Consider the following 25,580-nt stretch of genomic DNA (forward strand, 5'->3'; position numbering starts at 1 on the left):
CCGTTTCACACTTTTCCTGAAATTGCTCTGGCTTCCATTCCGGCTGACGACCAATTGCCGGCAGGCCCGGCGGAGACGCGCACGCAATCGCGCCCGGCATTCTTCGCCTGATAGAGCGCCTGGTCGGCGCGCCGCATCAGATCGGCAAAGTCTTCGTTCGGATGAAGTTCGGCGACGCCGAAGCTCGCGGTGCAGCGGTTGTCAGCCGGCAGCCCGTCGATGGGCAGCCCGCCAAAGGCGCTGCGCGTGCCCTCGGCGAACAGCCGCGCCGCGGCAAGGTTGGTTCCCGGCAGGATGATGGCGAACTCCTCGCCGCCGATGCGGCCGGCAACGTGATGCGCGGCGGCGGCTTCGCGCAGGAAGCCTGCAAAAATCTCGATCACCCGGTCGCCTGACGCATGGCCGAAACTGTCGTTGACGCTCTTGAAATGATCGAGGTCGGCGATGACCAGCGCGACCGGCACGCCTTGCCGCATCGCGCCAAGCACCGCCAACTCGGCATGGCGGGTGAAGCCGCCGCGGTTGAGCAGGCGCGAAAGCGTGTCCGTCTCCGACTTCGACGTCACTTCGGCAAGCACGTCGCGAACCAGGATGGCCAGCATCAGCAGCGCCAGCGCCAGCGCAAAGACAGTGCCGAGCGATTGCGACACCAGCGCGTAGTTGCTTTGCAGATAGGCCTGCGGATTGGCGCCCCAGCCGCCGAGCGCATGCGCGATGAACGGCTTGGAGGCAAACTGCAGGCCGCTCGCCGCCAGCACGGCCATCAATATGCGATCGAGACGGTCAAGCTTTTGCCTCGATGACCAGACGATGGCCAGCCCGACGAACTGCATGACCGCATAGGGAAGCTGGTAAGCCATGATGCGGATGAGCGACTGGCGAGGCAGGTCCTGCACGAAATACACGGCTATGGTGGTGGCCAACAGGAAAAACAGCATCGGCTTCCAGGGCGGCGCCACGCCGTATTTGCGGGCAAGCCCGCCATTGAACGCAATGGTGGCGCCAAGGAAGACCGCGAAGGCGGCAACGACCGGGAGCCGCGCGTCGGCAAAAGCGGGAATGGAGAATTCGATGGCCGAATAGGCCATGCCCAGCAGATAGCCAAATGCCAGCCAGCGCGCCGGCGCCCGGCCGACATCGTGGAAGGCGACCGCCATGAAGGATGCCGCCAGCAGGCCGGCAACCGACAGATTGATCAACAGGATGAAGTTGGCGCCGCTCATGTTCTCCCGCACCCGCGCCGACAGCTAATCATCGACGGGCGAAGAAGACGTTAACGCCGTCCCGGCCGGACAGATTCAGCCGGTCTTGAGCGGCTCCGGCAGGAACGCCGTTTCCGGCCGCTCATAGGACAGGCGTACACTGTCGCGGCCGTTCTTCTTGGCTTTGTAGAGCGCATCGTCGGCACGGCGCATCAGCGGCTCCAGCGCCTCGCCACCGCTGCGGGCCGCCACGCCGAAGCTTGCCGTCACCTTCGTTCCCTGGGGAAGCCCGTCGACATGGCCGGCCGAATAGACGGTGCGCACCGCTTCGGCGAACAGCCGCGCCGCCGCAAGATCGCTGAGGGGCAGCAGCACCGCGAATTCCTCGCCGCCGATACGCCCGGCAACACCGCGCGCGCCGGCCGCCGACCGAAGCTTGGCGGCGAAGTCGGCGATCACCCGATCGCCCGCCCCATGCCCATGCACATCGTTGAGCGCCTTGAAGTGATCGAGGTCGGCCAGCACCAGCGCGACCGGGAACCGGGCCGAGGCGCAGTGCTGCAAGAGCCGCATGCCTCGCTCCGCGAAGCCACGCCGGTTGAGCAGGCCCGACAGGGGGTCGGTATAGGTCTCGGTCTTCAATGCCTTCAACACGTCGAGTGCCGCGGCGGAAAACAGGCACAGCGCGATGAGCAGCGAGAGCAGCGCGTGCGACAGCAGCGCCGTCGTCCAGTAGGACGAGCCATAGAACCCGTCATAGCTGGCGAAGGGCCCATGCGCGATGACGACGGCAAGGGTGCGCACGAAGAAATTGACGCCCGACAGCAGCGACAGCACGAACAGGATTTTTTCGGTCGGGCCGTTGTTGCGTACCGGGCGCAGTTCGGCGGCAACCAGAAGGCTGATGCCGCCGAATGCGAAATTCATCGCCAGGATGCGCCAGGTGAGATCCGGCGCGACGAACAGGAACCAGCATAACGACGCCAGGCCGCCGCCCGCCAACACGGCGATTCCCACAGAGGGCACCTTGCGGCCATAACGGTGGATGATGGCGCTGGACAGGCAGCAGGCAGCGATGGTGAAGCAGATGTTCGACGTAAGCTTGGTCAGCGGCATCCCGATGGGCAAGGTGAAATACTGGAGCAGGAAGCCAGCCGCCGAGAGACTGTAGCTGATCGCCAGAACGGCCAGATAGGGGCGGTGGCGCTGATAGGACCATAGCACAAGGAACGCCGCGCCGAGCGCCAGCGCGATCGTCGGGTTGAGCAGCGCAATGAGCAGACCCGTGTCCAACCGACTGTGACTTCCCCTGGCTTACGTCAGGGAAGAGCTTAGAGGGCAAGCCCAAACAAGCGGTTAAGCCATGCGGCAAGCAGGACCGCCGCCTCAAAATAATGTCAGGGAACCGCAGTCCCCAGTCAGCGTTCCTCCGTTCACAATCTGGAGCGACCCATGGCCGACACGATCACACTGACCGACCACGATGCGATCCGCTCATGGGCTGCCGGGCGCGCCGGCTTTCCCGCAATCGTCGACATATCGCCGGAGGCGGGGACGCAGCCCATGTTGAGGCTGGTCTTCGGCCAGCACGCCTATCAGGATCAGGACCAGCCTGAACGGCCGCTCAATGCGGGAGGTTATGAGCTCGTCGAATGGGACGAATGGTTCAAGCTCTTCGAGGAACAACAGCTTGCGCTTGTGGTCGCGGCCGAACAGCCGGGACGCCGCGAGGAGTCCACGAACTCGTTCGCCGCGACGGAACGAACTGACCCGAGCCGGGCGCGGCTCGGGTTCTGTTCACGGCAGAGCAATTCCAGGAAAAGTGTGAGGCGGTTTTCCCGGGAAAAGCGCATAGCGCTTTCCCTGGGGAATTGCGTCAAAACAGAGAGATAGAGCGGTCAACGTTTCCGTGAAACGCTGAACCGCTCTAGGGTTACTTCCACTCGCGGATGTCGACGAAGTGGCCGGCGATCGCCGCCGCGGCCGCCATCGCCGGCGACACCAGATGGGTGCGGCCCTTGAAGCCCTGCCGGCCCTCGAAATTGCGGTTCGAGGTCGAGGCGCAGCGTTCATGCGGCTTCAGCCGGTCGTCATTCATCGCAAGGCACATCGAACAGCCCGGCTCGCGCCAGTCGAAGCCGGCGGCGACAAAGATCTTGTCGAGCCCTTCGGCTTCCGCCTGTTCCTTGACCAGGCCGGAGCCCGGCACGATCATCGCATCGACATGCGGGCTGACCGTCTTGCCTTCGACCACCTTGGCGACGGCGCGCAGATCCTCGATGCGGCCATTGGTGCAGGAACCGATGAAGACGCGATCGAGCGTGATGTCGGTGATCTTGGTGCCCGGCGTCAGCCCCATATAGTCGAGCGCGCGCTGCTTGGAGGTGCGCTTGTTTTCATCGGCGATGTCGTCCGGGTTCGGCACGATGCCTTGCACCGACACCACATCCTCGGGCGAGGAGCCCCAGGAGACGATCGGCGGCAGCTTGGCCGCGTCGAGCACGATCACCTTGTCGAAATGCGCGCCTTCGTCGGACTGCAGCGTCTTCCAGTATTCGAGCGCCGCATCCCAGGACGCGCCCTTCGGCGCGCGCGGCTTGTCCTTGACATAGGCGAAGGTCGTCTCGTCGGCGGCGATAAGGCCGGCGCGCGCACCGCCTTCGATCGACATGTTGCAGATCGTCATGCGGCCTTCCATCGACAGCGCACGGATCGCCTCGCCGGCATATTCGATGACATAGCCGGTGCCGCCGGCGGTGCCGATCTCGCCGATGATGGCCAGGATGATGTCCTTGGCGGTGACGCCCTCCGGCAGCTGGCCGTCAACGCGCACCAGCATGTTCTTGGCCTTGCGCTGGATCAGCGTCTGTGTCGCCAGAACATGCTCGACCTCGGACGTGCCGATGCCATGCGCCAGCGCGCCGAAAGCGCCATGCGTCGAGGTGTGGCTGTCGCCGCAGACGATGGTCATGCCGGGCAGAGTAAAGCCCTGCTCCGGACCGATGATGTGGACGATGCCCTGGCGAATATCGTTCTCGGAATAATATTCGACGCCGAAATCCCTGGCGTTCTTGGCCAGCGCCTCGACCTGGATACGGCTTTCCTCGTTCTTGATGCCGAACTTGCGCTCGGGTGAGGTCGAGACATTGTGATCGACCACGGCCAGCGTCTTTTCCGGATGCCGGACTTTACGGCCGGTCATCCGCAGGCCTTCGAAGGCCTGCGGGCTGGTCACTTCATGGACCAGGTGGCGGTCGATGTAGAGCAGGCAGGTGCCGTCGTCCTGGCGGTCGACGACATGGTCGTCGAAAATCTTGTCGTAGAGGGTGCGCGGTGCGCTCATGTGCGTAAATCCGTCGATATGAGAATGGGAAAGACGCCTGACTTGCGGCCCGGCGAAAACGACCTGAACAGGTCGGCCTAGGGTAGTCGGCTGGTCAGCGCCCCGGACACGCGCGCGGAAAAGCGCGACGGCAGGCGTTTCCTGTCCTGCAGCACGAACCCCTTGTAGGCCGGATCGCCAAAAAGCTCTTCCATGGCGTGGCTCATACCAATGTTTTGGGTTTTCGGCAATTGCGGCGTGTCTTCGCAGAACCCAAACCTCTCCGCTCAGATCACTTCAAACACAAACGTCTTCACCAGCGCTTCGGGCTCGGCGATCGCATAGCAGCGGAACCACGGGCTTTCCTCGACCGGTCGCCATTTCCCAGCTTGCTCCAGCTCATCGAACACGGCTTGAAAGCCGCCACTTTCGAACACCTGGTCACGCACGGTGAAGATGGCATGGCCACCCTTGCGAGTGATGCGCACCAACTCGTGCAGACTAGAGGCCGGCGCATGGCTGATGGTGAACACTCCGGTCGAGAAGAAGGCGCGGAAGTGGCCGTCAGGCCATGGCAACGTGTCGCCCAGCATTGCCTGCTTCAGTTCGCTGTAGGCATTGCGGCTGCCGGCGATCTTCAGCATATCGTGCGAGAGGTCGAGCCCCGCAATGTCGCGGTAACCGAGCGCCTTCAGCGACGGTCCCGACAGGCCGGTGCCGCAGCCGGCATCGAGCAAGGGGCCATCGCCCGCCGGCACATGGCGCGCCACCCAGGCGGTGATCAGGAAAGGCAGGAGGTAGCCGAGCGAGGCGGTCTCGCTGTCATAGGTCGCGGCCCATGCGGCATAGGCCTCTTCAAGCGCTTCCGGCGTGTCGGCCGTGTAGACGGAATCCAGCGCCGCATTGGCTTTGTCGACGATCATGGGACCTCCTCAACGGGAATGCTCGGGGATCGTAATGCTGTCTTCGCCGAAAAACTATTCCTCGTGCTGACGGCGCAGCCGCCGCTCCAGCGCCCTGAGCGCCAGCGACAGTCCGACGGTCAGGATGAGATAGATGTAGGCCGTTAGCGAATAGGTCTCGAAGAAGCGAAAGGAGCCGGCGGCGTAGACCTTGCCCATCTGCGTGATGTCGGCAACGCCGAGCACCGAGACCAGCGAGGAATCCTTGACCAGCGCGACGAAATCATTGCCGAGCGGCGGCAGGATGGTGCGGATTGCCTGTGGGAACACGATCAGCCGGAAGCGCTGAGCGCGGGTCAGCCCAAGCGCCTTCGCCGCCTCGATCTGGCCCTTCTCCACCGACTGGATGCCGGCCCGGAAAACCTCCGAGATGAAAGCCGAATAGCCGATGGTCAGCGCCATGATGGCGCGCCAGAGCAGCGACACGTCGCGCACCAAAAGCTCGCCGAACAGGCCCGCACTTTGCAGCGGCGCGGTCAGCGCGTTCCAAGCCGCGACGAAGGCCGGTGCACCGGCAAAGGCGATCCAGAACAACAGCACCAGGATCGGCACGCCGCGGATGATCTCGACATAAAAGCGCGCGATCTGGCGCAGCCAGCGCGAGCCGGACATTCCCATCAGCGCGATGCCGAGACCCATGGCCGAAGCCAGCACGAAGGCAATCACGGTGACGAAGATGGTGACGCCGATGCCCTTGGCGACCGTGGCGAACACCTGGGTATAGAGGTTGCTGGTGGCGACGAAGACGGCCACCGCGATCGCGAGGGTTACGGCAACGACGAGCCACCAGGGGAAGTCGGCTTTGGAGGAAGAGCAAGGGACCTGCATCAGAAGGATTGCGCCAAGGCACCCCCCTCTGGCCTGCCGGCCATCTCCCCCGCAAGGAGGGAGATTGGCAGCTTCAATGCCCGCGCCTTTTCTTCAATGCTGGAGGTACGCGAAGGCAGGGCGGACAGTTGATCTCCCCCCTTGCGGGGGAGATGCCCGGCAGGGCAGAGGGGGGTGTTCAAGCGCCGTGTCTGCGTGAGGTTCAGCGAACTACTGCCCCATCTTGTAATCAAGAAACCATTTCTTGTTGAGCGCATCGAGGGTGCCGTCGGCCTTCAGCGCCGCGATGGCCGCGTTGACCGGCTTCACCAGGTCCGAACCCTTCGGAAAGATAAACCCAAAATCCTCGGTACCGAGCGGCCCCCCGATCAGCTTCAATTTGCCCTCGGAGGCGTCGACATAGCCTTTGCCGGCGGTGCCATCGGTCAAAACAACATCGACGTCGCCTGATTTCAGTGCCTGCACGGTCGCGCCGAACGTCTCGAACAGTTTGATGCGCGGGTTCTGCTCATTGCCGTCGAGCACGCTGTAGACGGCGGTGTAGAAGGGCGTGGTGCCGGCCTGCGCGCCGACCAGCCCGTCCTTGAAGGCGCCGAAGGTCTTGGCGTCGGTGAAGCGGCTCTCATCGCCGCGCACCAGCATGAACTGTTCCGAGCGCATATAGGGGTCGGAGAAATCGACCTTCTCCTTGCGGTCGTCCTTGATGGTGATGCCGGTCATGCCAATGTTGTACTGGTTGTCGGAAACCGCCTGGATCATCGCGTCCCAGGAAGTGTTCTGGTACTCGACCGTGAAATTGAGCCGCTTGGCGATCTCGTTCATCGCGTCATATTCCCAGCCGATCTGTTTGCCGGTCTTGGCATCGATGAACTGCAGCGGCGGATAGGCGTTTTCGGTCACAACCACCACCTTCTTGCCGCCGAGGTCGGGCAGCGCCTGCGCGAAGGCGGCAACGGGTGCCAGGACGAGGGCAAGCAGGCCCGCCAGCAGCAGTTTCGATTTGGTCATGACACACTCCCCGGGAATTGATGACCCGGGCATGGCCGGGCTTGCAGGAAAATCCGGCGCCGACTTTAGCTTTCCGCAAGCGTCATGCAAGACGCTCTGCCGTGTCGCCTGGGGCGAAATCGGATTCCAATGCTCTCGATCGGAAGATTCCGGGAGATCCGTGCCTTGGCCGGCGGTCAGTCAGCCGCCGGTGCCTTGGCGTCCGTCTCGCGCAGCCCAGCAATGAGCTTGGCCAGGATGCGGTGCAGGCCATCCAGTTCGACCGCGCTGAGGCGGGGAAATTGGCAGAGTATCTGGACAGCAACGTCTTTGGCGGGCCCGCGTAGCGACTGTCCCTTGGCTGTCAGCTCCAGAAGCACCCGGCGCTCATCGGCAGCGTCGCGCCGGCGGGTGATGAAGCCGCCCGCCTCCAGCCGTTTGAGCAGGGGTGTCAGCGTCGCCGAATCGAGACCCAGCACCTCGCCGAGCCCACCCACCGTGCGTGGCGCTCGCTCCCACAGCGCCATCATCGCCAGATATTGCGGATAGGTGAGGCCGAGCGGTTCGAGCAACGGCCGGTAGAGCCGTGTCATCAGCCCGCTAGCCGAATAGAGGGCGAAGCAGATCTGTTCGTCGAGTTTCGGCACCCCGGCGAAATCCGCCGAGGCCTGCGTGGTATCGTCCGTCTGTTTTGTGTTCATGCTGCCTTTGCCGGAAGCGCCTTAGCCGAAAGCGCCACCTCGATGTTGCCCTTGATGGCGTTGGAATAGGGGCAAACCTGGTGCGCCGCCGATACAAGCGCTTCCGCCGCCGCCTGATCAAGACCTTTTGTTTCCGCTGCCAGCGAAACGCCGAGCACAAATCCGCCCTGCGCATTGCTGTGCAGGCTGACATTTGCCGTCACCGAGGCATCCTGCAGCGGCAGTTTCTGCTTGCCGGCGATGAAGCGCATGGCGCTTTCGAAGCAGGCGGCATAGCCGGCGGCGAAAAGCTGTTCGGGATTGGTGGCGCCACCTTTGCCGCCAAGCTCCTTGGGCATGGCAAGATCGAGGCTGAGCAAGCCATCATCGCTCTGGACATGGCCGGCGCGGCCGCCGACGGCGCGGGCTTGGGTAGAATACAATGCAGGCATTTCATTTCTCCATTTAATTCGTGCACGATTGTTTAGTACACGATGTAAATCGAGTCAACCGCCGACTTTTCCGCCAGCCAGCCCCCGGAAACGAAAAAAGGCGGCCGAAGCCGCCTTTTCAAACTTGCTCGCCGAAAAACTTATTCGGCGGTGGCTGCTTCGGCTGCCTTTGCGGCTTCAGCTGCCTCGGCGGCGGCCTTCTTCTCGGCGGCGTCCTGAGCGGCCTTCTCGACGGCCAGGGCCTCGGCGGCTGCCACCTTCTCGGCCTCGATGCGGGCCTTCTCGGCGTTCAGAGCATCGCGCTCCTCGTCGTTCAGCTTGCGGGCGCGCACGCCGGTGTTTTCCGAAATACGGGCCGATTTGCCGCGACGATCGCGCAGGTAGTAGAGCTTGGCGCGACGCACCTTGCCGCGGCGAACGATTTCAACGCCTTCAACCATCGGCGAGTAGACCGGGAACACGCGCTCGACGCCTTCGCCGTAGGAAATCTTGCGAACCGTGAAGTTCTCCTGGAAGCCGGCGCCTGCGCGGGCGATGACGACGCCCTCATAGGCCTGGACGCGGGTGCGGGTGCCTTCGGTCACGCGGACCTGGACGCGCACGGTGTCGCCGGGCTGGAATTCGGGAAGCTTGCGCTTGGCTTCGATCTTGGCGGCCTGTTCGGCCTCGAGCTGACGGAGAATATCCATCTCAAAAGTCCACTTCTTGTTCTTCCGACAGTCAGAGCGTCCGACACTCGCCTTGCAGTTCCATTGACCGCTTGGCTATGCCCTTTGTCTCCAAGACATTTGTCTTTGAAACATCAGGCAGGGGCGACTACACCGTCATTGTTGACGGGTCCGGCAGATTCTTTCTGGCCGGTACGGGCGGGCACATACAGCTATTTCGCCGCTTTGTCACGCCTTGGCAGCGCATTTTCTGCTCGCATGGCACCATCGTAATCCTGCCGTGCCGGGTTGCGCCGGTCGTTCAGGCTTTCTAAGCCTGAAATAACACAGTTTTGAGCGGCCGCAATTCATGTCTGTCTTCGATGCCATCCTGCTCTTTCTGGCGGGCTTTCTGTCAGGCGCCGCCAATGCGGTCGCCGGTGGCGGCACCTTCATCACCTTCGGCGCCATGACGTTGGTCGGCCTGCCGCCGATCGTCGCCAACGCCACCTCCTCGGTGACGCAATTTCCAGGCTACATCACCTCGACCCTCGCCTACTCGGCCGATATCAGGCATTTCTGGCGCAGCGCACTGCTGCTGTGCCTGATCTCGGCCGTGGGCGCACTGGCCGGCGCTCTGATCCTTTTGGCGCTCGACAATCCGTCGTTTCGCGCTCTGGTGCCGTGGCTGCTCTTGGCCGCGACAGCCCTGTTCGCCGCCGGCCCCTGGCTGAAACCAGTGCCGAAGCTCGGCCATGAAGCGGCGGTGGGCTCGCTCGCCGGCTTCCTGGCGCAGTTTCTCACCGCCATCTATGGCGGCTTCTTCGGCGCCGGCATGGGCGTGATGATGCTGGCGACGCTCGGCCTCACCCAAGCCGGCGACTATCACCGGCTGAATGCGTTGAAGAACATGCTGGCCATGGTCATCGCCGCGGTCGCGATCGTCGTCTTCGTCTCGGGCGGCGTCGTCGCCTGGCCGCAGGCGATCATCATGATCCCGGGCGGCGCGCTCGGCGGCTATGCCGGCGTCTGGATCGCCAAGCGCGTGCCGCAAAACGCGGTGCGCGGCTTCGTCGTCGCCGTCGGCCTGTTTCTGGCTTTCTATTACTTTTGGAAAGGCTGAGCGGCGGCGCCCAACAAATCAGGACGCCGCTCTTTCGTCAGCGCTTCCGACTGCGCCCGCCGCCATGCGGCGATCTTCTTGTGATTGCCCGAGATCAGCACCTCGGGAATCTCGCGCCCTTCAAACTCCTGCGGCCGCGTATAGTGCGGATGTTCGAGCAGGTCGTTCTCAAAGCTTTCTTCCTCGCCCGACACCGCGTTACCCATCACGCCCGGCAACAACCGCACCACCGCATCGAGCAGAACGAGCGCTGCCGGCTCGCCGCCCGAGAGGATGTAGTCGCCGATCGAGACTTCCTCTAATCCCCGCGCGTCGATCACCCGCTGGTCGATGCCTTCGAAGCGGCCGCACAAGATGACCGCGCCCGGCCCGGCGGCCAGTTCGCGCACGCGGACCTGGGTCAGCGGCTTGCCGCGCGGGCTCATCAGCAGCCGAGGCCGCAGGTCGCCTTCCGGCGAAGTGTGGTCGATGGCTTTCGCCAGCACGTCGGCGCGCATCACCATGCCGGCGCCGCCGCCGGCTGGCGTGTCGTCGACGGTGCGATGACGGTCGGTGGCGAAGTCACGGATCTGGATCGCCTCCAGCGACCACGTGCCGGCCTCGAGCGCCCGGCCGGCCAGCGACAGGCCGAGCGCGCCGGGAAACATCTCGGGGTAAAGCGTCAGCACCGAAGCGGAAAAACTCACCGGTTGCCCCCGGCATCGCTCGGTCCGCGCGGCCTGCCCTTCGGATCGAAGTCTTCCTCTCGCGGGCCGTCGCCATCCTCGTCCTCGACAAGTCCGGCCGCCGCCGGGTCGACGCGGACGAAACCCTCGGCGATCGACACTTGTGGCACGGCAGCCTGTGTGAACGGGATCAGCACGCCCTTGCGCCCGCCCAGCGTCACGTCGAGAATGTCGCCGCCGCCGAAATTGTGCACCGCGACGATCTTGCCGAGTGCGGCACCCGTCTCGTCGCGGACTTCGAGGCCGACGAGGTCGGCATGGTAGAACTCGTCTTCCTCGCCGTCGTCCGGCAGCATCGAACGGTCGACGAACAGCTCCGTGCCGGCCAGCGCCTCGGCCGCGTTGCGGTCGGCAACGCCCTTGAAGCGGACCACGACGACGGTGTTGGCGGGCCTGATGTCGATGATCTGGAAGGCGCGGCCGTCACGGGCGTAGAGCGGGCCGTAGTCGGCCAGCGCCAGCGGTTCACCGGTGAAGGTCTTCACCCGCAATTCGCCCTTGATGCCATGGGCGGCGCCGATCACGGCCATCTGGACAGGGTTCTGGAGCTTGCTCATGGCGCTTCTACCTTCGTCATCCACGGGCGGAGCAGGCGCGAAGCGACTGCGCAGACCCGAGGATCCATTCCGTTACAGCGACCAAAAAGCACGGCAGTTCAGAAAGGGTCACGAGTCTCGTTCCTGCCAAATCTCCATCTGCGGACACGTCGCATTGTCCGCCGCGAATATTTGTAACTTCTGTACCGCAGCAACGCTCGCAGGTCACGGCATGGATCCTGGGGTCTCCGCGACGTCGCTTCGCTCCTGCTGCGCCCCAGGATGACGAAGGGGGCGGGCATTTCAGCCAATCACCAAGGTTGCGACCTGCCACCAATCGATGGTTTCCTAACCCCTGTCGGCGGTCATTTCAATGAGGGTCTTCACCGCTTCCTAACCCGAATACCCGAAAATGCCGCCATGCAGGAATTCCTGATCCCGGCCAAACCCGATCTCCAGGCGGCGCGCGAAAGCTGGCTGAAGATGCTCGCGCGAGAACGTCGGCTGTCGCCTAAGACGGTGGAAGCCTATGAGCGCGACACGCGCCAGTTCCTGCATTTCCTCACCGGCCATTGCGGCGGCTCGCCCGGCATTTCGGACATCGCCGATCTGCGCCCGGCCGATCTGCGCGGCTTCCTCGCTGCACGGCGCAATGCCGGCGCCGGTGCCCGCACGCTGGGCCGGGGTCTCGCGGGCATTCGCTCACTGCTGCGTTTCCTCGAGCGGCGCGGCCTCGCCAATGCGGCCGGTGCGGCAGCCCTGCGGGCGCCGCGCCAGCCCAAATCGCTGCCCAAGCCGCTGACGGCGAGCGACGCCAAGCATATCGTTTCCATCGAAGGCCAATTGGCGGAAGAACCCTGGATCGCGGCCCGCAACGCCGCTGTGCTGACACTGCTCTACGGCTCCGGCTTGCGCATTTCCGAGGCGCTCGGCTTGGCCGGCGCCGACCTGGCGTCGGCGACCGACACCGTGCTGCGCGTCACCGGCAAGGGCGGCAAGACGCGACTGGTGCCGGTGCTGCCGGTGGCGCTCAGGGCAATCGCCGAATATCGCCGGCTCTGCCCCTATCATCTCGACCCCAAGGGCCTGCTGTTTCGCGGCGCCCGTGGCGGTCCGCTCAACCCGGCCATCGTCCAGCGCGACATGGCCAAACTGCGCTCGGCGCTCAACCTGCCCGATACCGCGACGCCGCATGCGCTGCGCCATTCCTTCGCCACGCATCTGCTCGGCCGCGGCGGTGACTTGCGCACCATCCAGGAACTGCTCGGCCACGCCAGCCTGTCGACGACGCAAATCTACACCGGCGTCGACACCGCGAGGCTGCTCGAAATCTACGAATCAGCCCATCCACGGGCATGAACCCTTCAATTTCGCAGTACCAATTAACCGTTTTGCCGCTTTTCGGTTCTAGAACTGACCATGATCCCGAAAAGTGGGACCCGGTTTTCGGAAAAGATCATGGTCAAACATGAAGACAGAACCATGAAACGCGTCATCGCCATCGCCGACCGTGCAGCTTCCGTGTCGCTGAAGCTGCTCGTCGCACTCAATGTTCTGTTCTTCCTGTCGTTCCTCGCCGTGCTGCTGTTCGCGGCCGGCAAGGCGCATGCCGGAATCCCGACCTGCACCGGCGCCGACATGCTGTCGGCCTTGCAGAAGAACGATCCGGCGACCTACCGCAAGATCGAAGCGGAAGCCGCAGCGACACCGAACGGCAAGGGCCTGTTGTGGAAGCTGGAAAAGCCCGGCGAGAAGCCGTCCTTCCTGTTCGGCACCATGCATATGACCGACCCGCGTGTCACCACGCTGCCTCCCGATGCGCAGAAAGCCTATGACGCCGCCGGCACCATCGTCATCGAAACCACCGACGTGCTCGACAAGCAGAAGATGATGGTCGCGATGCTCCAGGAGCCGGACCTGATGATGTTCACTGATTCGACGACGCTGGCGTCGCTGCTGTCGCCCGACGATGCGGCGGCCATGAACGCCGCGCTCGACGCACGCGGCATTCCTCCGGCAACGGTTGCCAAGATGAAGCCGTGGATGCTCTCGGCCATGATGGCACTGCCGGCCTGCGAGCTGGCCCGCCAGTCAGGCGGCGCCCCGGTGCTCGATGTCAGGCTGGCCCAAGGTGCGAAGGCTTCCGGCAAGCCGGTGGAAGGATTGGAGACGGCTGAAAGCCAGCTGCGGGCCATGGCCTCGCTGCCGCTGGCGTTTCACATGAAGGGTCTCGTCGACACGCTGAAGCTCGGCGATAAGATCAACGACATCAACGAAACCATGATCGTGCTCTACCAGCGCGGCGACACCGGCATGTTCTGGCCGCTGTTTCGCGTGGCCATGCCCGATGGCACGGACGACCCCGCGGGCTATGCGGCGTTCGAGGAAACCATGATCACCAGCCGCAACAAGGTGATGGTCGAGCATGCCGAACCGATCCTTGCCAGGGGCAACGTCTTCATGGCGGTCGGCGCCCTCCACCTTCCCGGTCCCGAAGGCCTCGTCGAGGATTTCCGCAAGGCCGGTTACACCGTCACGCCTGTAGGCCTGTAACCTTATCTGATCTGGGCCAGCATCGCCGGAACGACGATCCGGTGGAACGGCATGATGATCGCGAGATAGGCGCGCCCGAGCCAATTGTGCGTCTTGACGATCGTCGTCGCGGCCAATTCCTGCCGGCCCATGCCGAGATCCCTGACTTCGACCAGGACCCGGAAATCGAGATGTCGGTCGTCCAGGCCAAGCACAACCTTGCCGGGAAACTGGCTGATGAGCGGAAATATCCCGATCCGGCCCGACGGCAACACCGCAGCTTCCAGGCCCGTCTTCAGCCGGAACGGCCTGACGGCCAGGTTGCGCAGCGCCATGAGCCTGCCGATCCAGGGCGGTGTTCGCCCCAAGGCGCGTTCCGCCGCGCCGAGTGCGGTTAAAGAAAGACCTTCAGTGACCAGCACATAGCGGTCGGCGAACTGGGCTCCGGCGAGAGCATCGCAGTGATTCGGGACAACCTGCGCTAACGGATTTGTCACGGCAAAATCCTCTGATTCGAGCTTAACAGACGCAAACTTGGCGCGCTGCGGGGCGAAACGACGCCGTTCAGGCTGCGGAAAGGCAGGATTGTCCTTGTTTTTGGCGTTTTCCAACCCTAGCGTGAAACCAGTTCAATGATTGCGCGTTGAATGGTGTTGATTGATATTTTTCATCCACGGAGGACACTTTTATGGCGAACGCACCGAATCCAAACGATCCGTTCAATCCCAACACCACCAACACCACCATCAAACAGAGCGGTGGCGGCGGTAGTGGCTGGCTGATTGCGCTGGTCGTCGTTATTCTGGCGGTTGTCGCGTATTATGTTTTCGGAAGAAGTGGTGAGCACCCGGCACCAGCCGAGCCGCCGGCGGCCAGCACACCGGCCCCCGCGCCCGCACCGGCAGAACCGATGAAGCCAGCCGAACCTGCACCTGCACCTGCACCTGCACCTGCACCTGCACCTGCACCTGCACCTGCTCCGGCCCCTGCAGAACCGGCCCCAGCGCCCGCACCGGCTCCAGCGCCGGCTCCTGCCGCACCGGCCAACTGATCGGTTCGATATATCAAATACGAACGGCCCGCTGAAAGCGGGCCGTTTTGGTTAGTGGTGTCACCGTGCCTTCGTCATCCTCGGGCTTAACCCGAGGATGACGAAGCATTGGCCTTTTAGATGTGGATGGGCTTGAAGAACGTGGCCAGCGCCGCCTCCTTGATCGCCTCCGACATCGTCGGATGCGCATGGCAGGTGCGGGCGAGATCCTCCGACGAGCCGCCGAACTCCATCAGCACCGCCGCCTCGTGGATTATCTCGCCGGCGCCGAAGCCGACGATATGCACGCCGAGCACGCGGTCGCTTTGCTTGTCGGCGAGGATCTTCACAAAACCGTCGGTGTGCAGCATGGCGCGCGCCCGGCCATTGGCGCTGAACGGGAACTTTCCGACCTTGTAGTCGATGCCGGCCTTCTTCAACTCTTCCTCGGTCTTGCCGACCGAGGCGATTTCCGGGCTGGTGTAGACGACGCTCGGAATGACGTCATAGTTCACGTGGCCGGCCTGGCCGGCAATGGCTTCCGCTACCGCCACGCCCTCGTCCTCGGCCTTGTGCGCCAGCATCGGCCCGGCGATGACATCGCCGATGGCATAGATGCCCGGGACATTGGTCTTGAGATGGCCATCGGTCTTGACGCGGCCGCGCTCGTCGACCTCGACGCCGACTTCCTTCAGCCCGAGACTGTCGGCATAGGCCCGGCGCCCGGTGGCGATCAGCACGGCATCGGCCTCGATCGTCTCGGCGGCGCCGCCCTTGACCGGCTCGAAGGTGACCGTGGCACCCTTCTTGGCCTTGGCGACGCCGGTGACCTTGGCGCCGAGCTTGAACTCGAAACCCTGTTTGGATAGCAGCCGCTGGAACTGCTTGGAGACCTCGCCGTCCATGCCGCCCAGGATGGTGTCGAGGAATTCGACCACGGTGACCTTGGCGCCGAGCCGCGCCCACACCGAGCCGAGCTCGAGCCCGATGACACCGCCGCCGACCACCACCAGATGGCCGGGCACCTTCTCCAGCGACAGCGCGCCGGTCGACGACACGATCACCTTCTCGTCGATGTCGACCTTGACGCCGGGAATGCCGGCGACATCCGATCCGGTGGCGATGACGATGTTCTTGGTCTCGATCTCCTCGACCTTGCCGTCCTCGCCGGTCACCGAGACCTTGCCGGCCGCGACCACCTTGCCGGTGCCGCGAAAGCTGTCGATCTTGTTCTTCTTGAACAGGAAGGCGACGCCGTTGACGTTCGACGACACCGTCGCATCCTTGTGCGCCATCATCTTCGTCAGGTTCAATTTCGGCGCTGGTATCTCGATACCGAGCGCGTCGAAGGAATGGCCGGCTTCGGCGAACATCTCGGAGGCATGGAGCAGCGCCTTCGACGGAATACAGCCGATGTTGAGGCAGGTGCCGCCGAAGGTCGCGTTCTTCTCGACCACCGCAACGCTGAGCCCGAGCTGCGCCGCCTTGATGGCGCAGACATAGCCGCCCGGTCCCGATCCGATGATAAAGACGTCATAAGCCATGTTTGTTTCCCTTTGCTTGGCGCTCAGCGGCCGCCGCTTACATTCAGGATCGCGCCCGTCGTATAGGACGCGGCGTCGGATAGAAGATAGAGAACCGCGCCCGCGACTTCATCAGCCGTGCCGGCTCTTTTCATCGGCAGCAGGTCGCGGAACCGCTCTATCCTGTCCGGCTGCCCGCCGGAGGCATGGATCTCGGTATCGATGAGGCCGGGCCGCACCGCATTGACGCGAATGCCTTCCAGTGCGACCTCACGGGCGAGCCCGACGGTGAACGTGTCGATGGCACCCTTGGAGGCGGCATAGTCGACAAATTCGCCCGGCGAGCCCAATGTCGCTGCCGCCGACGAGATGTTGACGATCGATCCGCCCGCCCCCCCATGACGGGTCGACATGCGCTTCACCGCTTCGCGGGCACACAGGAACGAGCCGACGACATTGATGCGCATCATGCGCTCCAGCCGCGCGACGTCCATCTCGTCGACACGCGCCTTGACGTCGACGATGCCGGCATTGTTGACGAAGGCGTCGAGCCGGCCATAGGCGCGGTCGACGGCCTCGAACATGGCCACGATATCGGCCTCGCTGCCGACATCGCCCTTGACGGCTAAGGCCTCGCCGCCGCCGGCCTTGATCTCGGCGACCACTGCGTCAGCGGCAGCCTGGTTCGAGGCATAGTTGACCGCCACGCGGTAGCCGGCTTTCGATCCTAGCCGGCAGACCGCGGCGCCAATGCCGCGGCTGCCGCCGGTGACCAGCAGCACCTTTTTCGCCTCGCTCATTCCTGGCATCCCTTCAAGACAAACACATCCCACGGCACTTTCGAAAACCCGCTGCCGCCATAGGCCGAGGATTGGCGCAACGCCGGCCCGAGGTCCGGCAGGATCAGCGTCTTCGGCGCTTCGACCCCTTCGGCCGGCAGCAGTCCGATGTTGCCCTTGTCATCCGACGTGTAGATGACGCCATGCCAGGGCGTGCAGGCAGCAAGCTCCTCGCCGGTGACGTCGCCTTCGGGGCATTTGTACATCAGCGCGCCGTTCGGCCGCGACACGCCTTCGTTCCACATAACGATACCGTTGAGCACCACATTGTTGTCGAGGATCATGCGGAAGCTGTTGGTGACGGTCGCCGAGGTGCCGGTCGGCGTGAAATCGATTTCGCTGCCGCTCTGGGCGTCGCCATAGACGGCGAGCTCGATCGGACAGGCTGCATGGGCGCCGGCGGTGGCCAGCACCATGCCGGCCGCGATCGATGCGATCGAAAGCACCTTGGAAAGGCTAAGGGAACGGGTCGTCATTCTGCCGCGCAGATCCTTCCTCCGGCACGCATTCCAACAGCCGGATCAGCACCAGACCTCAGAGATCGAGTACCAGCCGTTCCGGATCCTCCAGGCTTTCCTTGACGCGGACCAGGAAGGTCACCGCTTCCTTACCGTCGACGATGCGGTGATCGTAGCTGAGTGCCAGGTACATCATCGGCCGGATCACGATCTGGCCGCCGACCACGACAGGCCGCTCCTGGATCTTGTGCATGCCCAGAATGCCCGACTGCGGCGCGTTGAGGATAGGCGTCGACATCAGCGACCCGTAAACGCCACCGTTGGAAATCGTAAACGTCCCGCCTTGCATGTCGGCGACCGACAGCTTGCCGTCGCGGGCGGCGATGCCCAGCCGGCCGATGTCCTTCTCGATCTCGGCGATCGACATCTGGTCGGCATTGCGCACGACCGGGACGACGAGGCCCTTTTCGGTGCCGACGGCGACGCCGATATGGGCATAGTTCTTGAAGATGATGTCGGTGCCGTCGATCTCGGCATTGACCGAAGGGATTTCCTTCAGCGCGTGGGTGACGGCCTTGGTGAAGAAGCCCATGAAGCCGAGCTTCACGCCGTGCTTCTTCTCGAACACGTCTTTGTATTTGGTGCGCAGCGCCATCACCGCAGACATGTCGACCTCGTTGAAGGTGGTCAGCATGGCGGCGGTCGACTGCGCTTCCTTGAGGCGGCGCGCGATGGTCTGGCGCAGCTTGGTCATGCGCACGCGCTCCTCGCGCGAGGCGTCGTCGCCGGAGGATGGCGCGCGCACGGCAACCGGTGCAGGTGCCGCCTTGGGCGTCTCTGCCGGCTGTGACGGCGCGCCTTTGGAGATGGCGTCGAGCACGTCGCCTTTCAGCACCTGGCCACGCTTTCCCGAACCGGAGATCTGGTCGACCGAGAGATTGCTTTCGGCGATCAGCTTGGCCGCGGCCGGTGCCGGCGGCATGGTGCGCGGTTCGACCGGGCCGGCGTCGCCGGCAATCTTGGCGGTCTCGGCCGCGGCCTGCTTGCCGGTCGATGCGGCATCCGGCGACGAGGCCTGCGACACCGCCTGCGGCTTGGTAGCCGGAGCGGCGGCCGCGCCACCTGCCGAAATCGAACCGAGCAGCGCGCCGACACCGACCGTCTCACCTTCCTTGACGGTGATCTCACCCAGCGTGCCGGCGGCGGCGGCAGGCACCTCCACCGTCACCTTGTCGGTCTCGAGCTCGACCAGCGGTTCATCGGCGGCGATTGTATCGCCAACCTTCTTGAACCATTTGCCGACGGTCGCTTCAGTGACGGATTCGCCGAGAGTGGGAACGCGGATTTCGGTAGCCATTGTGCCTGTCCGTTTTCTTTCGGTTCTGTTGTTCGCCCAGATATTCTCTATTCACCAAGCGCGTCTTCGAGCAAGGCGGCGAGCTGGGCGAGATGCTTCGACATCAGTCCGGTCGCCGGCGAGGCGGCGGCCGGACGGCCGGTGTAGCGCACCCGCTGATGCTTGGCGTCGATATGCGCCAGCACCCATTCCAGATACGGGTCGATGAACGACCAGGCGCCCATGTTCTTGGGCTCCTCCTGGCACCACACCATCTCGGCATTTCGGAACCGCGACAGTTCGGTGATCAGCGCCTTGGCCGGGAACGGATAAAGCTGCTCGACGCGCAGCAGATAGATGTCGTTGATGCCGCGCTTCTCGCGCTCCTCATAGAGGTCGTAATAGACCTTGCCCGAACACAGCACGACGCGGCGGATCTTTGAATCCTTGACCAGCTTGATCGCCTGGCCGGAAAGCAGCTGCGCATCGTCCCACAAAAGCCGGTGGAACGAGCTTTCGCCCGAAATTTCCGGCAGCGTCGACACTGCCCGCTTATGGCGCAGCAGCGACTTCGGCGTCATCAGGATCAGCGGCTTGCGGAAGTCGCGCTTCAGCTGCCGGCGCAATATGTGGAAGTAGTTGGCCGGCGTCGTGCAGTTGGCCACTTGCATGTTGTCTTCGGCGCAAAGCTGCAGGAAGCGTTCGAGCCGGGCCGAAGAGTGTTCCGGACCCTGGCCTTCATAGCCATGCGGCAACAGGCAGACGAGGCCCGACATTCTGAGCCACTTGCGCTCTCCGCTGGAGATGAACTGGTCGAACACCACCTGGGCACCGTTGGCGAAGTCGCCGAACTGCGCTTCCCACAAGGTCAGCGCCTTCGGCTCGGCCAGGCTGTAGCCATATTCGAAGCCCAGCACCGCCTCTTCCGACAGCATCGAGTTGATGACTTCGTAGCCGGCTTGAGCCGCCGACAGATTGTTGAGCGGGATGTAGCGGGTCTCGTCGCGCTGGTCGTAGAGCACGGAATGGCGCTGCGAGAAGGTGCCGCGTTCGGAATCCTGCCCCGACAGGCGGATTGGATTGCCGTCGAGCAGGATGGCGCCGAAGGCCAGCGCCTCGGCCGTCGACCAGTCGATGCCTTCGCCCGACTCGATCGCCTGACGTCGGTTTTCGAGGAAGCGGATGATCGTCTTGTGCGCCTCGAAATCCTTCGGCACCTCGGTCAGCTTCTTGCCGATTTCCTTCAGCGTCTTCACCGGCACGGCGGTCTTGCCGCGCCGCTGTTCGTCCTGGTTGTCGGCGGTGCGCAGGCCCGACCAGGCGCCGTCCAGCCAATCGGCCTTGTTGGGCTTGTAGTGCTGGCCGACTTCCCATTCCGATTCCAGATGCGCCCGCCAGTCGGCCTTGAGCTGGTCGAGCTCGGCCTGGCTAATATGGCCCTCGGCGATCAGCCGGTCGCCATAGATCTGGACCGTCGTCTTGTGGGTGCGGATGTTACGATACATGATCGGCTGGGTGAAGGCCGGCTCGTCGCCCTCATTGTGGCCGAAGCGGCGATAGCAGAACATATCGACCACAACAGGCTTGAAGAACTTCATGCGGAATTCGATCGCCACCTTGGTGGCGTGCACCACGGCTTCCGGGTCGTCGCCATTGACGTGGAAGATCGGCGCCTCGATCATCTTGGCCACGTCTGATGGATAGGGCGACGAGCGCGAGAAGCGCGGGTTGGTGGTGAAACCGATCTGGTTGTTGATGATGAAGTGCAGCGTGCCGGCGACGCGGTGGCCGCGCAGGCCGGACAGGCCGAGGATCTCGGCGATCACGCCCTGACCGGCGAAGGCGGCATCGCCATGCAGCAAGAGCGGCAGCACCTTGGCGCGCTCTTCCAGCGGCACGATCTCCTCGCGGCTGCGGCCGAACAGGTAATCCTGCTTGGCGCGCGCCTTGCCCATCACCACCGGATCGACGATTTCCAGATGCGAGGGATTGGCAGTCAGGGACAGATGCACCTTGTTGCCGTCGAACTCGCGGTCCGACGAGGCGCCGAGATGGTACTTGACGTCGCCCGAGCCCTCGACCTCGTCGGGTGCGGCCGAGCCGCCCTTGAACTCGTGGAAGATGGCGCGGTGCGGCTTGGCCATCACCTGGGAGAGCACGTTCAGCCGGCCGCGATGCGCCATGCCGAGCACGATCTCCTTCATGCCGAGCTGGCCGCCGCGCTTGACGATCTGCTCCAGCGCCGGGATCAGCGCTTCACTGCCATCGAGGCCGAAGCGCTTGGTGCCCTTGTACTTGACGTCGATGAACTGCTCGAAGCCTTCGGCCTCGACCAGCTTCTGCAGGATCGCCTTCTTGCCGGTGGCGGTGAAGGTGATCTCCTTGTCGGCGCCCTCGATGCGGGCCTGGATCCAGGCCTTTTCCTCGGGGTCCGAAATATGCATGAACTCGACGCCGAGCGTCGAGCAATAGGTTCGGGTCAGGATTTCCAGCATCTGCCGGATGGTGCCGAATTCAAGCCCGAGCACATTGTCGAGGAAGATCGGCCGGTCATAGTCGGCTTCGGTGAAGCCATAGTTCTCCGGCGACAGCTCGTTGTAATCCTCGAGCGGCTTGGCGATGCCGAGCGGATCGAGATTGGCGTGCAGATGGCCGCGCATGCGGTAGGCGCGGATCATCATGATGGCGCGCACCGAATCGCGCGTCGCCTGGTGCACGTCGGCATCGGACAGGACGACGCCGTTGGTGACCGCCTTGTCCTTGACCTTCTTTTCGATCGTCTTCTCGACGATGCCCCAATTGCCGTCGAGCGCCGACACCAGTTCGCCATTCGCCTGCAGCGGCCAGGAGGGCTTGGCCCATGAGGCGCCCTTGGCGTTCCTGCGCACATCGCCGGAATCGTCCTTCAGCCCGGCGAAGAACTCCTGCCATTCGGGATTGACCGAAGCTGGATCGTCCTCATAGGCGGCGTAGAGCGCGTCGATGTAATCGGCGTTGCCGCCATAGAGGAATGAGGTGAGCGAAAATTGGTCGTTGGCCTGATCTTGTCTTGCCATTTTTGTCCGCGGAGCCTGGCTCCGTCTCCTGTTTTTGGAGGGGAGTAGGGCAGTAGGGGAGTAAGGCAGTAGGGAAAGCAGGCGGTTGCCGCCGCTCGTCCCGTTCTTCCTATTCCCCTACTGCCATACTGCCCTACTCCCTTACTGCCTTAACCCTTGATCGCCTCGACCAGCGTCGTGCCTAGCCGCGCCGGCGAGGGCGATACTTTTATCCCAGCCGATTCCATCGCCGCGATCTTGTCTTCCGCGCCGCCCTTGCCGCCGGAGATGACCGCGCCCGCATGGCCCATGGTGCGGCCGGCCGGCGCCGTGCGCCCGGCGATGAAACCGGCCATCGGCTTGCTTCGGCCACGCTTGGCTTCGTCCTTGAGGAACTGCGCGGCGTCTTCCTCGGCGGAACCGCCGATCTCGCCGATCATGATGATCGACTTGGTCTCGTCATCGGCGAGGAACATTTCGAGCACGTCGATGAATTCGGTGCCCTTGACGGGGTCGCCGCCAATGCCAACGGCGGTGGTCTGGCCGAGGCCGACATTGGTGGTCTGGAACACTGCCTCATAGGTAAGCGTTCCCGACCGCGAAACAACGCCGACCGAGCCCTTGCGGAAGATGTTTCCGGGCATGATGCCGATCTTGCATTCGTTGGGCGTCAGCACGCCCGGGCAGTTCGGCCCGATCAGCCGCGACGTCGAGCGGTCGAGCCGCGCCTTGACCTTGATCATGTCCATCACCGGGATACCTTCGGTGATGCAGATGATCAGCGGGATCTCGGCCTCAATCGCTTCCAGGATGGCCTCGGCGGCACCCGCCGGCGGCACATAGACGACGGAGGCGTTGGCGCCGGTCTTTTCCTTGCCCTCGGCGACGGTGGCGAAGATCGGCAGGCTCTCGCCCTTCGCGCCGGTCCACGTCTCGCCACCCTTCTTCGGGTGGATGCCGCCGACCATTTTCGTGCCGTGATAAGCCAGCGCCTGTTCGGTGTGGAACGTGCCGGTCTTGCCGGTCAGGCCCTGCACCAGCACCTTGGTGTTCTTGTCGACGAGAATGGACATTTTTTGCGACCTGATCAGTGATTGCGGAAGGGGTTCATGGCGACCACGGAGCCATAAGACTGCCCGTGGTTGAGGTCTTCGGTGTAGAGTATCTTGACGCCAAGGCGCTCGGCGGCGGCGATGATGGCGCCATCCCAATATGAAATCTGGTAGCGTTGCGCGTTCGCGATGCCCCGCATTACAACGGCGCTATCCAGATCCTGGCAGGGCTTCATGGAGATCGCGGCGACCCATTCGGCCGCCTTCGCCGGCGCCAGTGTGACCTCAGCTCGCTTGGTCACGTTGACATAGAACTCCTGCAGCACCTGTGCGGAGGTCGAATAGTCTTCCTTGGCGATCAACTCCACGGCGCGCTCATACTTCGCGCGCTCGGCCTTGTGTCCGATGGCGGCATAGACGAGGATGTTCGTGTCGAGGAAGCAGTCAGCGATCATAGAGAGCTTCCCGGTTCCATTTCTTGCCACCCATGTCGCCTGCCGCCTCGCGGGCGAGCCGCAGAAGGGCCTGCCGTGCCTCGTCCTTGGCGTACCGCTTGGCGGCCACTGCCGAGAAAAACTCCCGCACCATGGCGTTGACGGTCGTTCGCTGTTCGGCGGCTGTCAGCTTGACCTGCTCCAAGACCTCGTCTTCGACTGCCAGAGTGATGTTCTTCATTTCTCTTTTCTCCTGCGCCTGCTTCACACAGTATATGTGTAACTGTGTGGCAGTCGCAAGTTCGTTACAGCCGCTTCAGGTCGGCGACGGTGAGGTCGCTTTTGGCATTGCCGGTGTTGAGCGTCGTTGCCGGCTCGAACATCAGCACCACGGGTTCCGCGGTCAGCGAACGCGGCCGGTGCTCGACACCGCGCGGCACGACGATGAAATCGCCCTCGCCGAGCTCGACCGGACCGTCGCGGAAATCGATGGCGATACGCCCGCGCAGCACGAGGAAGGCTTCGTCCTCATTGTCATGCGCATGCCAGTCGAACATCTCGCCGAACTTGGCGACCTTCGCCTGGCTGTCGTTGACGTCGCCGGCGACGAGCGGATCGAAAACCTTGCTGATGGTCCGATCGGCCGCCTCGACGAGGTTTATCTTGCGCGGAGGCATCCGCTCAGCCCTTCACCGCCGCCACGATCTTCTTGGCTGCGTCGTCGAGATCATCGGCCGACACCACGTTGAGGCCGCTGTCGTTGATGATCTTCTTGCCGAGCTCGGCATTGGTGCCTTCCAGGCGCACCACCAGCGGCACTTCCAGCCCGACTTCCTTGACCGCGGCAATGACGCCCTCGGCAATGATGTCGCACTTCATGATGCCGCCGAAGATGTTGATCAGGATACCCTTGACCGCCGGATCCCTGGTGATGATCTTGAACGCCGCCGTCACCTTCTCCTTGGACGCGCCACCGCCGACATCGAGGAAGTTGGCCGGCTCGGCGCCATAGAGCTTGATGATGTCCATCGTCGCCATGGCGAGGCCGGCGCCGTTGACCATGCAGCCGATATTGCCGTCGAGCGCGACATAGGCGAGGTCGTATTTCGACGCCTCGATTTCCTTTTCGTCCTCTTCGGTTGTGTCGCGCAGTTCGAGCACGTCGGGGTGGCGGAACAGCGCGTTGTTGTCGAACGACACTTTCGCGTCGAGCACGCGCAGCCGGCCGTTCTTCATGACGATCAGCGGGTTGACCTCGAGCAGGCTCATGTCCTTCTCGACGAAGGCCTTGTAGAGGATCGGGAACAGCGTATCGCCGTCCTTGGCCGCATCGCCGTCGAGCTTGAGCGCGCCGTTGAGCGCCTTCAGGTCGGCTGCCGTGACGCCTTTTTCCGGATCGATGGCGACGGTGATGATCTTTTCGGGCGTGTCATGGGCGACCGCTTCGATGTCCATGCCGCCCTCGGTCGAGACGACGAAGGCGATGCGGCCGACCGAACGGTCGACCAGGATCGACAGATAGAGCTCGCGCTCGATGTCGGCGCCGTCTTCGATGTAGAGGCGGTTGACCTGCTTGCCGGCCGGACCGGTCTGCTTGGTCACCAGCGTGTTGCCCAGCATCTCGTTGGCGTTGGCGATGACGTCGGCCACCGATTTCGCCAGCCGCACGCCGCCCTTGGCGTCCGGGCCGAGCTCGCTGAATTTGCCCTTGCCGCGTCCGCCGGCATGGATCTGGCTCTTCACCACATAGAGCGGGCCCGGCAGCGCCTTGGCGGCGGCTTCCGCTTCGCTCGCCTTGAACACCGGCACGCCTTCGGCCACCGGCGCGCCAAAGCTCTTCAGCAGCGCCTTGCCCTGATACTCATGGATGTTCATCT

26 protein-coding genes are annotated in these 25,580 nt (G+C 63.6%); 4 read left to right on the forward strand and 22 right to left on the reverse strand.

Annotated features, from left to right (window positions below):
* Positions 1-5: 5 nt before the first annotated feature.
* Entirely contained in the window at positions 6-1,223 is a 1,218-nt protein-coding gene (locus EOA19_RS16835) for a GGDEF domain-containing protein (protein ID WP_128304250.1), read from the reverse strand.
* Positions 1,224-1,298: 75 nt separating this feature from the next.
* The gene (locus EOA19_RS16840) at positions 1,299-2,495 is read right to left on the reverse strand and encodes a GGDEF domain-containing protein (protein ID WP_128304251.1); all 1,197 of its coding nucleotides are present in this window, start codon (positions 2,493-2,495) and stop codon (positions 1,299-1,301) included.
* Positions 2,496-2,654: 159 nt separating this feature from the next.
* On the opposite strand from EOA19_RS16840, the gene EOA19_RS16845 reads away from it, so the two are divergent.
* Positions 2,655-3,095, forward strand: coding sequence for a hypothetical protein (locus EOA19_RS16845; RefSeq protein WP_348629839.1), 441 nt, complete (start codon positions 2,655-2,657; stop codon positions 3,093-3,095).
* Between the two features lie 40 nt (positions 3,096-3,135).
* On the opposite strand, the gene leuC is transcribed toward EOA19_RS16845, so the two are convergent.
* The 7 genes from leuC to rplS all read right to left on the reverse strand — a co-directional run bounded on the left by leuC (position 3,136) and on the right by rplS (position 9,122).
* Positions 3,136-4,545 (reverse strand): 3-isopropylmalate dehydratase large subunit, encoded by a 1,410-nt coding sequence (gene leuC, locus EOA19_RS16850; protein WP_127267368.1) that lies wholly within the window; start codon positions 4,543-4,545, stop codon positions 3,136-3,138.
* Between the two features lie 266 nt (positions 4,546-4,811).
* Positions 4,812-5,447 (reverse strand): class I SAM-dependent methyltransferase, encoded by a 636-nt coding sequence (locus tag EOA19_RS16860; RefSeq protein ID WP_128304252.1) that lies wholly within the window; start codon positions 5,445-5,447, stop codon positions 4,812-4,814.
* Positions 5,448-5,501: 54 nt separating this feature from the next.
* The gene (locus tag EOA19_RS16865; protein ID WP_128304253.1) at positions 5,502-6,314 is read right to left on the reverse strand and encodes an amino acid ABC transporter permease; all 813 of its coding nucleotides are present in this window, start codon (positions 6,312-6,314) and stop codon (positions 5,502-5,504) included.
* 210 nt (positions 6,315-6,524) lie between these two features.
* Entirely contained in the window at positions 6,525-7,322 is a 798-nt protein-coding gene (locus tag EOA19_RS16875) for a transporter substrate-binding domain-containing protein (protein ID WP_128304255.1), read from the reverse strand.
* A gap of 176 nt (positions 7,323-7,498) precedes the next feature.
* Positions 7,499-8,002 (reverse strand): MarR family transcriptional regulator, encoded by a 504-nt coding sequence (locus EOA19_RS16880; protein ID WP_128304256.1) that lies wholly within the window; start codon positions 8,000-8,002, stop codon positions 7,499-7,501.
* Positions 7,999-8,433 carry an organic hydroperoxide resistance protein gene (locus EOA19_RS16885; protein ID WP_023811268.1) on the reverse strand — a complete coding sequence of 145 codons (435 nt, stop codon included), beginning with the start codon at positions 8,431-8,433 and terminating at the stop codon, positions 7,999-8,001. Before EOA19_RS16885 ends, EOA19_RS16880 begins: the two co-directional genes overlap by 4 nt.
* A 140-nt stretch (positions 8,434-8,573) precedes the next feature.
* Complete coding sequence (rplS, locus tag EOA19_RS16890; RefSeq protein ID WP_023811269.1) at positions 8,574-9,122, reverse strand: 50S ribosomal protein L19; 549 nt, start codon at positions 9,120-9,122, stop codon at positions 8,574-8,576.
* Between the two features lie 328 nt (positions 9,123-9,450).
* Here rplS and EOA19_RS16900 point away from each other — a divergent pair, with 328 nt between their 5' ends.
* Positions 9,451-10,203: a sulfite exporter TauE/SafE family protein gene (locus EOA19_RS16900; protein ID WP_128304257.1), complete on the forward strand. Its 753-nt coding sequence runs from the start codon at positions 9,451-9,453 to the stop codon at positions 10,201-10,203.
* Here the strand turns inward: EOA19_RS16900 and trmD are convergent.
* Both trmD and rimM read right to left on the reverse strand, forming a co-directional pair.
* Complete coding sequence (gene trmD, locus EOA19_RS16905; protein ID WP_128304258.1) at positions 10,185-10,889, reverse strand: tRNA (guanosine(37)-N1)-methyltransferase TrmD; 705 nt, start codon at positions 10,887-10,889, stop codon at positions 10,185-10,187. The genes EOA19_RS16900 and trmD overlap by 19 nt on opposite strands.
* Positions 10,886-11,485, reverse strand: coding sequence for a ribosome maturation factor RimM (rimM, locus tag EOA19_RS16910; protein WP_128304259.1), 600 nt, complete (start codon positions 11,483-11,485; stop codon positions 10,886-10,888). Before rimM ends, trmD begins: the two co-directional genes overlap by 4 nt.
* Positions 11,486-11,884: 399 nt before the next feature.
* On the opposite strand from rimM, the gene EOA19_RS16915 reads away from it, so the two are divergent.
* Positions 11,885-12,823: a tyrosine recombinase XerC gene (locus tag EOA19_RS16915; protein ID WP_128304260.1), complete on the forward strand. Its 939-nt coding sequence runs from the start codon at positions 11,885-11,887 to the stop codon at positions 12,821-12,823.
* A gap of 123 nt (positions 12,824-12,946) precedes the next feature.
* The gene (locus EOA19_RS16920) at positions 12,947-14,017 is read left to right on the forward strand and encodes a TraB/GumN family protein (RefSeq protein WP_023811275.1); all 1,071 of its coding nucleotides are present in this window, start codon (positions 12,947-12,949) and stop codon (positions 14,015-14,017) included.
* 2 nt (positions 14,018-14,019) lie between these two features.
* Here EOA19_RS16920 and EOA19_RS16925 read toward each other — a convergent pair whose 3' ends face one another.
* The 11 genes from EOA19_RS16925 to sucC all read right to left on the reverse strand — a co-directional run bounded on the left by EOA19_RS16925 (position 14,020) and on the right by sucC (position 25,578).
* Positions 14,020-14,493 carry a DUF2867 domain-containing protein gene (locus tag EOA19_RS16925; protein ID WP_164892948.1) on the reverse strand — a complete coding sequence of 158 codons (474 nt, stop codon included), beginning with the start codon at positions 14,491-14,493 and terminating at the stop codon, positions 14,020-14,022.
* A 670-nt stretch (positions 14,494-15,163) separates the two neighbouring features.
* Entirely contained in the window at positions 15,164-16,570 is a 1,407-nt protein-coding gene (lpdA, locus tag EOA19_RS16935) for a dihydrolipoyl dehydrogenase (RefSeq protein WP_128304262.1), read from the reverse strand.
* A 23-nt stretch (positions 16,571-16,593) separates the two neighbouring features.
* Positions 16,594-17,349 (reverse strand): SDR family oxidoreductase, encoded by a 756-nt coding sequence (locus EOA19_RS16940; RefSeq protein ID WP_127296321.1) that lies wholly within the window; start codon positions 17,347-17,349, stop codon positions 16,594-16,596.
* On the reverse strand, positions 17,346-17,864 hold the full coding sequence (locus tag EOA19_RS16945) for a hypothetical protein (protein WP_023811279.1): 519 nt from the start codon (positions 17,862-17,864) through the stop codon (positions 17,346-17,348). The genes EOA19_RS16940 and EOA19_RS16945 overlap by 4 nt, the downstream gene beginning before the upstream one ends.
* 58 nt (positions 17,865-17,922) lie before the next feature.
* Complete coding sequence (gene odhB, locus EOA19_RS16950; RefSeq protein ID WP_023811280.1) at positions 17,923-19,203, reverse strand: 2-oxoglutarate dehydrogenase complex dihydrolipoyllysine-residue succinyltransferase; 1,281 nt, start codon at positions 19,201-19,203, stop codon at positions 17,923-17,925.
* A gap of 47 nt (positions 19,204-19,250) precedes the next feature.
* Positions 19,251-22,238, reverse strand: coding sequence for a 2-oxoglutarate dehydrogenase E1 component (locus tag EOA19_RS16955; RefSeq protein WP_128304263.1), 2,988 nt, complete (start codon positions 22,236-22,238; stop codon positions 19,251-19,253).
* Between the two features lie 149 nt (positions 22,239-22,387).
* Positions 22,388-23,290 (reverse strand): succinate--CoA ligase subunit alpha, encoded by a 903-nt coding sequence (gene sucD / locus EOA19_RS16960; RefSeq protein ID WP_023811282.1) that lies wholly within the window; start codon positions 23,288-23,290, stop codon positions 22,388-22,390.
* 14 nt (positions 23,291-23,304) lie between these two features.
* Positions 23,305-23,724 carry a PIN domain-containing protein gene (locus EOA19_RS16965; RefSeq protein ID WP_127296323.1) on the reverse strand — a complete coding sequence of 140 codons (420 nt, stop codon included), beginning with the start codon at positions 23,722-23,724 and terminating at the stop codon, positions 23,305-23,307.
* Positions 23,714-23,944 (reverse strand): hypothetical protein, encoded by a 231-nt coding sequence (locus EOA19_RS16970; RefSeq protein ID WP_023811284.1) that lies wholly within the window; start codon positions 23,942-23,944, stop codon positions 23,714-23,716. Before EOA19_RS16970 ends, EOA19_RS16965 begins: the two co-directional genes overlap by 11 nt.
* Positions 23,945-24,008: 64 nt before the next feature.
* A complete protein-coding gene (locus EOA19_RS16975; RefSeq protein WP_128304264.1) occupies positions 24,009-24,380 on the reverse strand; it encodes a cupin domain-containing protein in 372 nt (123 codons plus the stop codon).
* A 4-nt stretch (positions 24,381-24,384) separates the two neighbouring features.
* The gene (gene sucC / locus EOA19_RS16980) at positions 24,385-25,578 is read right to left on the reverse strand and encodes an ADP-forming succinate--CoA ligase subunit beta (RefSeq protein WP_128304265.1); all 1,194 of its coding nucleotides are present in this window, start codon (positions 25,576-25,578) and stop codon (positions 24,385-24,387) included.
* Positions 25,579-25,580: the final 2 nt, after the last annotated feature.

The sequence above is a fragment of the Mesorhizobium sp. M7A.F.Ca.US.010.02.1.1 genome, from assembly GCF_004023085.1.
Classification (GTDB): Bacteria; Pseudomonadota; Alphaproteobacteria; order Rhizobiales; family Rhizobiaceae; genus Mesorhizobium.